General features: G+C 39.7%; 9 protein-coding genes. 6 read left to right on the plus strand and 3 right to left on the minus strand.

Annotated elements, in window-relative coordinates; all coding sequences use genetic code 11:
* Positions 1–824: dicarboxylate/amino acid:cation symporter (locus CUN59_RS15800; RefSeq protein ID WP_133164036.1), on the plus strand; the 824-nt coding region annotated here is incomplete at its 5' end.
* Positions 825–1,620: 796 nt separating this feature from the next.
* Here the strand turns inward: CUN59_RS15800 and CUN59_RS15805 are convergent.
* Positions 1,621–2,640 carry an ABC transporter ATP-binding protein gene (locus CUN59_RS15805; protein WP_104388745.1) on the minus strand — a complete coding sequence of 340 codons (1,020 nt, stop codon included), beginning with the start codon at positions 2,638–2,640 and terminating at the stop codon, positions 1,621–1,623.
* 97 nt (positions 2,641–2,737) lie between these two features.
* On the opposite strand from CUN59_RS15805, the gene thiL reads away from it, so the two are divergent.
* On the plus strand, positions 2,738–3,805 hold the full coding sequence (gene thiL / locus CUN59_RS15810; protein WP_104388746.1) for a thiamine-phosphate kinase: 1,068 nt from the start codon (positions 2,738–2,740) through the stop codon (positions 3,803–3,805).
* A gap of 53 nt (positions 3,806–3,858) precedes the next feature.
* Here the strand turns inward: thiL and CUN59_RS15815 are convergent, their stop codons facing one another.
* Positions 3,859–4,872, minus strand: coding sequence for a type I glyceraldehyde-3-phosphate dehydrogenase (locus CUN59_RS15815; protein WP_104388747.1), 1,014 nt, complete (start codon positions 4,870–4,872; stop codon positions 3,859–3,861).
* A gap of 599 nt (positions 4,873–5,471) precedes the next feature.
* On the opposite strand from CUN59_RS15815, the gene murC reads away from it, so the two are divergent.
* The 4 genes from murC (at position 5,472) to CUN59_RS15835 (ending at position 9,241) form a co-directional block, all read left to right on the plus strand.
* Positions 5,472–6,932 (plus strand): UDP-N-acetylmuramate--L-alanine ligase, encoded by a 1,461-nt coding sequence (gene murC, locus CUN59_RS15820; RefSeq protein ID WP_104388748.1) that lies wholly within the window; start codon positions 5,472–5,474, stop codon positions 6,930–6,932.
* Positions 6,933–7,032: 100 nt separating this feature from the next.
* The gene (murB, locus tag CUN59_RS15825) at positions 7,033–8,031 is read left to right on the plus strand and encodes a UDP-N-acetylmuramate dehydrogenase (protein WP_104388749.1); all 999 of its coding nucleotides are present in this window, start codon (positions 7,033–7,035) and stop codon (positions 8,029–8,031) included.
* A 116-nt stretch (positions 8,032–8,147) separates the two neighbouring features.
* Positions 8,148–8,495 (plus strand): YbaB/EbfC family nucleoid-associated protein, encoded by a 348-nt coding sequence (locus CUN59_RS15830; protein ID WP_104388750.1) that lies wholly within the window; start codon positions 8,148–8,150, stop codon positions 8,493–8,495.
* Positions 8,496–8,758: 263 nt separating this feature from the next.
* Positions 8,759–9,241, plus strand: a complete 483-nt coding sequence (locus tag CUN59_RS15835; RefSeq protein ID WP_104388751.1) for a low molecular weight protein-tyrosine-phosphatase — start codon at positions 8,759–8,761, stop codon at positions 9,239–9,241.
* A gap of 143 nt (positions 9,242–9,384) precedes the next feature.
* Here the strand turns inward: CUN59_RS15835 and CUN59_RS15840 are convergent, their stop codons facing one another.
* Entirely contained in the window at positions 9,385–10,479 is a 1,095-nt protein-coding gene (locus CUN59_RS15840; RefSeq protein ID WP_104388752.1) for a CobW family GTP-binding protein, read from the minus strand.
* Positions 10,480–11,038 lie beyond the last annotated feature (559 nt).

The raw sequence follows: 11,038 nt of genomic DNA on the forward strand, positions 1-11,038 counted from the left end.
TGAAGTGCGGAATGTGGGATAATAATGTCATTCAATTGATTTTTATTGCTTTGGCTTTTGGGATAGTTTTACGAAGCTTAAAAACACGGCAGATATCTGAAGATAAAACAGATTATCTAGCAATTGAGAAAATAATCACGATTTTATTTGAAGCAGTTATCCGTATTTTGCATTGGGTGATCGCTTTGGTGCCGTTGGCAGTTTTTGGAATTGTTGCCAAAACCGTTGCCTTTCATGGGTTTGAACCATTTAAAGCTTTGGGTGCATTTATTATATCTGTGCTATTAGCTTTGTGCTTGCAAGCTGGTTATTATTTGCTGCGGGTGAAGTTTGGTTCTTGGGTAACACCAACAAGTTTTTTGGCTGGTGGTTCTGAGGCTTTGTTAACAGCCTTTTCTACAGCTTCTTCCACTGCAACCACACCAATTACTTTTGAGGTTTTGTTAGAGAAAATTGGTTTACGAGAATCTTCTGCTTCTTTAGGCGCGTTAGTGGGGAGTAATTTTAATAATGATGGTACGGCTTTGTATGAGGCGATGTCAGCATTATTTGTTGCCCAAGTGTTGGATTTACATCTTTCTTTGGTACAGCAGTTTATTGTTATATTGACATCTATTTTCGCATCTGTTGGGGCGGCGGGTATTCCTGAAGCTGGCTTGGTGACAATGACTCTTGTATTTACTTCTGTGGGGTTGCCTACTCAATATATTGCTTTGTTGGTGACAGTGGACTGGTTTCTTGATCGTTGTCGCACTGCTATTAATGTGATGGGTGATATGACTGTTAGTTGTTTACTTGATGGTAACCAGCGTCGGGTGGAGTAGCTAAACAATGTGGGGGTGAAATTTCGTAATGAGGACTAAAGTCCTCAACGAAGGAATAAATTCCTCACTACAAACTGGGAATTATTCAGTCCGTTTTGCTTAGTGGTAATTTAATTTTAGGATAGCGATCGCTTGTTGAGAGAGAAAGGGCGATCGCACTAATTTAGATGAAAGCTCGCCCCTCACTCTTTAACCATGATATAATCCAAGTATCCCATAACATTTTAAAATTGCATAACCATATAGATCATTTTGTGCAAATATCTCTACAAAAACCCATACAAACGACTAAGCATGACTTAATATATCAGAAAATATAGAAATTAAGGCTTTCTCTATTTGCATAGAAAATGAGGGAAAAATTACTATTCCAGAAGATTTAAAGGTACATCTTAGCTTAGTTACAGGTGATACGTCAACATTATTACAAATTGGTGAAGTTGTTTTACTTACTCCCAAACAACCGCAAGTTCCACAAATTGCCGACAAAATTACAGCAATGATGGAAGATGCAGGTTTAGAAATAGGTGATTTACTTCAGGGTTTGGCAGCAGAAAGAGCAGCAATTTGGCAAGAGCAAGATAATAATGCGTAAGGTTTTTGCTGTGATCTTTATCACTTTTTTCTACGGAATCTTAACTAAGAATAAGTTTAAACGAACATGATATGCAATATTAGCTGTCATCAAAGATTTATGTTTGACTTGTTAAAGCCGAAAACCTGTCACCTACATAAACAATTGCTAGTGGTGCGTTATGGATTTACTCCTCACGCACCCCACATAATACTATTTCCTCTATCTCATATTCTGCTTTTTCTCAGCTTTAGGATCACGATTAGCCACAGCAGCTAATTCTGCATCCATTAAAGTTTTTCCCGTCGCTGCTAGGTAAACATCATCTAAACTCGGACGAGATTGGGCAATACCAAAAATTGGTAAACCTGCATTATTTAATGTCTGTTGAATAGTAATCAAAACATCATTTTGGGGTGTGACTACTAAATTAAGAGAATTTCCTTGGGCGCTATTGATGATAATTTCTTGCACAAAAGGTAAAGCTGCTAAAAGATTTTTTGCAGTTTCCGCTTCTTCACTGGGTGAAAATTCGCGGATTCTTAAAGTGATGCGATCGCCCCCCACCTGATCTTTTAACTCCGAAGGTGTACCATTAGCAATCACCAAACCTCGATCAATAATTGCTACTCTATCGGCTAAAGCGTCAACTTCTTCTAAATAATGGCTGGTAATTACCACTGTAGTTCCCGCAGCTCGTAATTTTCGCAAAAAATCCCACACCACAACCCGGCTTTCAATATCCAATCCTACCGTTGGTTCATCTAATACCAAAACATCCGGTGCATGAAGTAACCCAGCAGCCAAATCTAAACGCTTGCGTAAACCACCGGAATAAGTACCGGTTTTTTTATCTGCGTATTCTTGTAAACCCAGTAAATCCAAAATAGTCTTAATCCTTTCTTGGATCACCTTACCAGGCAGATGATAAAGGGCGGCTTGTAATTGTAGTAACTCCCGTCCAGTCAGTACCTTATCTAAAGCTACTTCCTGGGCTACATAACCCAGCTTTTGCCGGGCTAATTTGGGGTTATCTAACACCGAAATGCCGGAAACTTCAATTTTGCCAGCATCAGGGGTTGTCAGGGTACACAAAGCCCGGAGAGTAGTAGTTTTCCCAGCCCCGTTGGGGCCAAGCAAACCAAAAATTTCTCCAGGTTGCACTTCAAAGGAGACATCCTGAACTGCAACCACATTACTGTAGCTTTTTTTTAGATGTTCGATGAAAACGGCAGCAGCCATGACAGCTATAATCCTTAACTATACAATTTGCAACAATCTATCTTATATTGTAAGAGTTGGGCGATCGCTGTGATGAGTTCAATATTTCATTTCTGCTGTGAATCATAATTTATCTTCTGAGCGAGTTCGAGATATTGGTGAACAAGGACTTTTAGCCAGATTACAACGCTTTTGTCCACCTGATGTAATTGGTGATGATGCAGCAGTATTACTCACCAAGCCAGATCAACCTCTCATTGTCACCACAGATATGTTAGTTGACGGTGTACATTTTAGTGATGTTACCACCTCCCCAGAGGATGCTGGTTGGCGGGCAGCAGCAGCAAATTTATCTGATCTAGCTGCCATGGGTGCAACACCTCTAGGAATAACCATCGGACTGGGTTTACCTGGGGATGTGACAGTAAATTGGGTAGAAAGACTATATCAGGGCATGACAGAATGTTTGCAACAGTATAATGTGCCAATAGTTGGTGGTGATATTGTGCGATCGCCCATTACCACCTTATCAATTACAGCCTTTGGTCAAGCTGATCCTAATTTCATCATCCGTCGTAGCACCGCCCAAATAGGAGATGCAATTGTCCTCACAGGTATACATGGAGCTTCCCGTGCGGGCTTAGAACTACTCCTACATCCGGAAATAGCTCAAACCCTCAAAAAAGAAGATCAGACAGCTTTAATCACCGCCCATCAACGCCCCAAACCCCGTTTAGATGTCTTACCTATTTTATGGGAAATTGTAGAATCCCAATCCACAATCGTTCAACTGAGCGAAGTCGAAGTCCAAAATCTAAAATCTAAAATCACTGTTGCCGGCATGGATAGCAGCGACGGTTTAGCAGATGCCGTCTTACAAATTTGCCGATCCAGTCAAGTCGGTGCAATTATAGCAGCTAGTAAAATACCCTTACCATCAGTGTTTCAAAATTGGCTAACACTAGAAAGATCATTAGAATATGCCCTCTATGGTGGCGAAGATTTTGAATTAATCTTGTGTTTACCACCAGAACCCGCATTAGCATTAGTGCAAAAACTAGGAACAGGTGCAGCCATTATCGGTAAAATTACCTCAGATTCAACAGTTATTTTACACTATGAAAAACCAGAAATCCCCGACCAAGTTCTCACACTCAGCCAGGGATTTCAACATTTTGGTCAGTAGTCAGTGGTATTTAAACAAAGAACAACTGACAAAGGACAAAGGACAACGAACAATTAAGCCCATTTTGCAGCTACTAATTCAGCCAAATCTAGAACTCGTTGGCTATAACCCCACTCATTGTCATACCATGCCATGACTTTCACCATGTCATTACCCATAACAATGGTTAAGTTGGCATCAACAATAGAAGACTCATTTGTACCTTGATAGTCAGAAGATACAAGTTCCAATTCGCTGTAACCTAAAATGCCTTTTAGAGAACCTTCTGAAGCATCTTTAATAGCTTGGTTAACTTCTTCAGCAATAGTGCGTTTCTCTGTCTGAACGACAAAATCCACCATGGAAACGTTAGGAGTGGGTACACGCAAAGCTACACCATTCAGCTTACCTTTGAGGTTAGGAAGTACCAAAGCTACTGCTTTTGCTGCACCAGTGGAAGTAGGAACAATGTTAATAGCTGCTGCTCTAGCGCGGCGCAAATCACGGTGGGAAGCGTCTAATAAACGCTGATCACCTGTGTAGCTGTGGGTAGTGGTCATTGTACCTTTGATAATCCCAAATTTTTCATCTAGCACCTTAGCAATGGGAGCTAAACAGTTGGTAGTACAACTAGCATTACTGATGATATTGTGTTTGTTGTGGTCATAATCATAATGATTTACACCCATGACAAAAGTACCATCTTCATTTTTACCAGGGGCGGTAATCAGAACCTTCTTAGCACCAGCATTGACGTGCCGCATTGCCCCTTCTTTACTGGTAAACACACCAGTTGATTCAATAATCAGGTCAATGTCCCACTCTTTCCATGGCAAGTTATCTGGGTTGCGATCAGATACGCACTTAATGGTATTACCATTAATAATGATGGAATTATCATCAGCAGAAATGTCCGCACCCTGTAACTTACCTAGCATGGAGTCATATCTAAGCAAGTGCGCATTAGTTCTAGGGTCGGAAGTGTCATTAATACCGACCAGTTGGATATTGCTGTTTTCTCTACCCACCCAGCAGCGTGCGAAGTTACGTCCAATGCGCCCGAAACCGTTAATTGCAACTCTAATCACAGTGTCTTGCCCTCTGTATTTATGCCTATAAGTTGATATCGTTGACCCCAATCATATCGCAAAGAGGGAAGCTATTTATAACCAGAAAGTGTTAGATCGAAAAAAAAATACAGATTTTTTTTATAACCTCTAGACTTGAGACCAGGGGTGCAGGGGAGTAATACTTTTGCAGTCAACTGTCAACAGTCAACTGTTAACAAGGATCATTCTTATAAATTTCATAATATTTTCACTAGCAATGTACTATTGTAGTCAACTCCGATGCAGGTTTTTATCCAGTAATGCAAGTTGCTGGACTATAGCCTACTGAACTTTCCCAAAGCCACGACAATATGTATTTAAATTTACAATTTTTTCTTTCCCGATGTAGCAATAATTTTCAGAATAGTCTTATGAGCAGATTATAAGTAGAAAGAGTTTTCGACAGGGGGATAATTTGGTTCAAGGAGTAAAAACAAGCTCAGAAATTAATTATTTAGCAGGGATCAACATTTTGGATGAGATAGTTAGTATCTGTAAAAATCAAAATCCTGTTATGATACGCGTGTCTGATGTGGTTTGGTTTGGTGTGGTGTGGTGTGGTATAAGAGGAGAATAAAATGAGTAATTCTATAGATTTTAGTGGCAGACCATTTCATTTCATTGGGATTGGTGGTATTGGAATGTCTGCTTTAGCGTATGTTCTTACCAAACGCCAATTACCAGTATCGGGTTCAGATTTGCGGCCTAATCATATTACGCACAAGTTAGAATCTCTGGGCGCTCACATTTTTAGCAAACAAGAGGCGAATAATCTGGAATTTTTTCTGCCCCAAGTAGAGACTGATGCCATATTATTAGCTTCACCGGAAAAATTGTCGGCAGCAAAAACAACCTTACCCCAAGTCATTTGTTCCACAGCTATTAATAGCAGTAATTTGGAATATAAAGCTGCTTTGGCATTAGGTTGCCCTATTTTGCATCGTTCTGATGTTCTCGCGGCTTTAATTGCTGATTATCACAGTATTGCTGTGGCGGGGACTCATGGCAAAACCACTACCAGTAGCATGATTGGTTATATGCTTTTGCAAGCTGGACTTGATCCAACTATTTTAGTTGGGGGCGAGGTAAAGGCTTGGGAAGGTAATGCCAGAATGGGGGAAAGCCCTTATTTGGTAGCAGAAGCAGATGAGTCTGACGGTTCTTTAGTCAAACACGCTCCAGAGATTGGCATTATTACTAATATTGAATTAGATCATCCTGACCATTACGAAACTTTAGAAGAAGTAGTTAATACCTTCCAAACCTTTGCTCAAGGCTGCAAAACTTTGATAGGTAGCATTGATTGTGACACGGTGCGAGATAGATTTCAGCCCACCATTAGCTATAGTCTAAACCCAGATAAGGGTGCTGATTATACGGTGACTAATATAGATTATCGTGCTGATGGGACAACAGCTTTGGTATGGGAAAAAGGTAAAGCCTTGGGTTTATTAACCTTACAGTTATTGAGTCATCATAACCTCAGTAATTCTTTAGCAGCAGTGGCGGTAGGTAGATTATTAGGTTTAGAATTTGGGGAAATTGCTAAGGGTTTAGCCACTTTTGAAGGTGCAAGACGACGGTTTGAGTTTCGAGGTGAAGCGACAGGAATTACTTTTATTGATGATTATGCCCACCATCCGAGTGAAATTCGTGCTACTCTAGCCGCAGCCCGTCTGCAAGCCCGACCAGGACAGAGAGTGGTTGCTATTTTCCAACCCCATCGTTATAGTCGGACATTAACATTCTTAGAAGAATTTGCTGCATCTTTTACCCATGCTGATTTAGTAGTATTGACTGATATTTACAGCGCGGGTGAACTAGATTTAGGTCAAGTCAGTGGACAAGATTTAGCTGATGCCATTAGCAAACATAATCCTCAGGTAGTTTATCAACCGACCCTATCTTTAATTAGTGAATTTTTGCTGCAAACACTACGTCCGGGAGATTTGGCATTGTTTTTAGGTGCGGGTAATTTGAATCAGACTATTCCTGAACTAATTACTACGATGAGTGAACCTGCAATTGCCACTTCTTAGGATTCAAAACTTCTGGCAGTAGTTTGATAAATTAACTGCAATACCGGATTTTTAGGCTGAATAAATCACATAGTTCAAAAATTTACCAATTGAAGTAAAGATGATAACTTCCCAGGGATTTGGCAAAATCTGCAAATTTTCTGATTTGACTCCACTAAGACAAACTAAAGATAATGTGAATGGTAGTAAATTAAGTTACTTATTAGGAACTAATTGTACTCTCAGAACCCAAACTTCCTTGTCAGCGTTTACTTCTTATCGCGTTGGGGGAGAAGCAGAATGGTATGTTTCTCCCCGCGATTTAGAATCCCTACAAGCAAGTATTGACTATGCCCAGGAAAATGATTTAAGAATTACGGTATTAGGTGCTGGTTCTAATTTGTTGGTGAGCGATCGCGGTATACCCGGTTTAGTCATCGCTACCCGTCATCTCCGATCTAAACATTTTAATCCAGCCACAGGTCAATTAACTGTATCCGCAGGAGAAACTATTCCTGCTTTAGCATGGGACGCAGCCGCTTTAGGATGGGAAGGATTGGAATGGGCTGTGGGTATTCCCGGGACGGTAGGAGGTGCGGTAGTAATGAATGCAGGAGCGCACAATAGCTGTGTTGCCAATATGTTAGTTAGCGCCCAAGTTCTTTCTCCAGATGGAACATTGGCAACTCTCACCCCAGAGGAATTGGGCTATACATACCGCAGTTCACTACTACAAGGTGGAAAGCAAATTGTTACTCAAGCCACCTTCCAACTCCAACCAGGTGCAGATCCTCTAGCAGTGACAGCTAGAACTAAGGAACATAAAAAACACCGACTCAGCACCCAACCTTATAGCTATCCCAGTTGTGGCAGTGTGTTTAGAAATCCTAAACCCTACACTGCTGGTTGGTTAATTGAGCAAACCGGACTCAAAGGCTATCAATTAGGAGGAGCGCAAGTTGCCCAACTCCATGCTAATTTTATTGTCAATCGCGGTGGAGCTAAAGCCAACGATATTTTTAGCCTCATTCGTCATATTCAGCATGAAGTCCAAGAACGTTGGTCAATTTGGCTAGAACCAGAAGTGAAAATGTTGGGTGAGTTTTCACCGATTGTTTAAAGGTGACAGGTGATAGGTAAGAATTTATTACCAATTACCAATCACCCGCTACCAATTACCCACCCCATCTATAATTGAATTTGATTTGTAAGTAATCGTACAGTGGATAACCAGTTATGACAGGAAAAGGACAGGGATTTGGCTTTGGCTTAGGTAAAATGAAAGAACTAGCCGAAGCATTTAAAAAAGCGCAAGAAGTTCAAGCGGGTGCAAAGCGTCTTCAAGAAGAATTGGAGCAAATGGAGATTCTCGGAGAATCTGGTGGTGGAATGGTTAAGGTTGTTCTCAGTGGCAACCAAGAACCCAAAAGAGTGGAAATTGCTCCCTCTGCTTTGGAAGAAGGTGCAGAAGTGCTTTCTGATTTAGTTGCTGTGGCCATGAAAGATGCCTATACAAAGTCTACCGAAACCATGCGGGAACGGATGGAAGATTTAACCAGTGGACTAGAATTACCTGGAATGTAGTCACTCAATTTTAGATTTACGTTAGCGAAGCGTACGCAGCGCGGCGAGTATTTTGGATTTTGGATTGACTCCATCCTCAAGTGTGGAAGCTTGAAAATTTGGGATTTGGCATTGAGTATTTTTCCGTCCTCAAGGATGGGGACTTGTACCAAAATTTTTTGATCTAAAATCTAAAATCTAAAATCTAAAATCTAAAATCTAAAATTACCAGTCAGTGGTCAGTAGTATAAAATAACTGACAACTGACACAAAAATCAAAATATATGACTTATAAGTTATTGTTTGTCTGTTTGGGTAATATTTGCCGATCGCCATCGGCAGAAAATATTATGAATCATCTGATTGAGCAAAGGGGTTTAACTAAGACAATTATCTGTGATTCTGCGGGTACTGCTGGTTATCACATCGGTGCAGCACCGGATAGACGCATGAGTGCCGCAGCGGAGAATAAGTTAGGTTTTAAACTCCGTGGCCAAGCTCGTCAATTTCAAATCTTGGACTTTCAAGAGTTTGATTTGATTTTGGCCATGGATAGGAGCAATTATGATGATATTTTAGCTGTTGATCGTTCTGGAAAATATCATTCTAAAGTTAGGTTAATGTGCGATTTTTGCTCTAAATACACCCTCAAGGAAGTTCCAGACCCCTATTATGGCGGTGTTGAGGGTTTTAATCAAGTTATTGATTTACTGATGGATGCCTGTGAAGGTTTGCTGGCAGACATTACACAGAAGTTGGTTCTCTAATCTGCTTTGATTCATTCTCGTCTAATACCAATTTTCCATGAAGATGCACATAATCAGACCTCTCTGTAGTCTCCCCCTAGCAGGGGAGGACGGCAAAGCCGAGGGGTAAATTATATGCAACTTTACAAAGAAGCACCCTACAACTATTTCCCAAACCCTTTACCTCTGTTGCTAGAAGGAAGACAAATACAGTTTTCCAATTGCTGAAGTAAAGTTTCACTATCAAGATTTTGACCAATTAACACTAACTGATTTTTCTTTTCACCTTTCCATTGATCATCATCAATAGTGAAGCGTTTACCGCAAAGATGGAAAATATGACGTTGGGGACTTTCATCAAACCACATAATTCCTTTTGCGCGGAAAACATTTGTAGGTAGTTGGCTATCTAAAAAATATTGAAACTTTCTAATGGAAAATGGTTTATCACTTTGGAAAGAAATAGAAATAAAACCATCATTTTCTAAATGGTGGGAATGTTCATGGTGATGATGTTTATGATCATGATGGTCATGTTCACAGGTAGAATGATCATGATCGTCATGGTCATCATGATGATGATGTTCTTGTGCATGGGAATCAAAATATTTATCAGATTCAAATAAACCGACACTCAGAATTAAAGGAAGGGGAACTTGAGATTTTGTTGTACGAATAATTCTTGATCCTTCCTTAATATTGTTGATTTTTTTCTCCAATTCCTGCAAAGTTGGTTCATCAACTAAATCGGTTTTATTGAGAATAATGACATCACCATAAGTAATTTGACTCAAAGCAGCTTCAGAATTGAATAAATCTAAGCTATAATTTGCCGCATCAACTACAGTAACAATAGAGTCTAACCGAGTTAAATCTCGCAATTCTGAACCCAAAAATGTCATTGCTACTGGTAGAGGATCTGCTAAACCTGTGGTTTCTACAACTAAATAATCTAGCTTTTCTTCCCTTTCTAACACTTTGTAAACTGCATCAACTAAGTCATTATTAATAGTGCAACAAATACAACCATTGCTTAATTCCACCATATTATCTTGAGTGGAAACAACTAATTCATTATCAATGCCAATTTCACCAAATTCATTAACTAAAACCGCAGTTTTCACTCCTTGCTGATTTGTGAGAATATGATTGAGTAAAGTCGTTTTACCACTACCAAGGAAACCCGTAATAATTGTTACTGGTAAGCCCTTTTTGGTCGCTGCCATTGCTTGAGATTCGGAATTAACTGTTGATGTCATAGTTGTCAAGTAGGATTTAGGTCTATTTTGAATATTAGCTTGATTTTCCCTCCTTAGCATAGCTACTTTAGAGGGTATTCTTCATATTTGTTCATAGTTAGACAAGTCTCAATAAACTTAGTATAAATTAGATATAATCACCTTTGATACTATCCATCTACTAAAGCGACTCTACAACTATGCTTCCAGTCGTTCTCCATCCAGATGTTGTTAATTTCCTGCGTATTAACACTGTTAACAATAGATTCCAGTAACAGACTTGGGATTGTATAAATTAGCTAAGACTGCAAGAATTTACTGGGGGTTTGCGAGTTAAAAAGCTTAAAGGAATAAATAAACGAGTTTAGGAAGCAAGGATTAATCTTAGCAGTCGTTTAATTTTCACTTATAACAAATCTGAATTCCGATACTTTTTTGCTAACTAACGCTAACAAATACATAAGTCGAGATTTTCTCTCAACCAAGGCGTATCAACCAATGCACGAAGATAAATTCCTCGCGCACCATTCAAATCTCGGTTCATTATTCTACCATCTAGCCGAGATTTAATGATTTTAGA

Source organism: Cuspidothrix issatschenkoi CHARLIE-1 (assembly GCF_002934005.1).
Lineage (GTDB): Bacteria > Cyanobacteriota > Cyanobacteriia > Cyanobacteriales > Nostocaceae > Cuspidothrix > Cuspidothrix issatschenkoi.

What these genes read in the sequence shown, in the direction of transcription:
- CUN59_RS15805 (WP_104388745.1), bottom strand. Translation starts at nt 2,640, where the DNA reads ATGGCTGCTGCCGTTTTCATCGAACATCTAAAAAAAAGCTACAGTAAT.
- murC (WP_104388748.1), top strand. Translation starts at nt 5,472, where the DNA reads ATGAGTAATTCTATAGATTTTAGTGGCAGACCATTTCATTTCATTGGG.
- murB (WP_104388749.1), top strand. Translation starts at nt 7,033, where the DNA reads ATGATAACTTCCCAGGGATTTGGCAAAATCTGCAAATTTTCTGATTTG.
- CUN59_RS15830 (WP_104388750.1), top strand. Translation starts at nt 8,148, where the DNA reads ATGACAGGAAAAGGACAGGGATTTGGCTTTGGCTTAGGTAAAATGAAA.
- CUN59_RS15835 (WP_104388751.1), top strand. Translation starts at nt 8,759, where the DNA reads ATGACTTATAAGTTATTGTTTGTCTGTTTGGGTAATATTTGCCGATCG.
- CUN59_RS15840 (WP_104388752.1), bottom strand. Translation starts at nt 10,479, where the DNA reads ATGACATCAACAGTTAATTCCGAATCTCAAGCAATGGCAGCGACCAAA.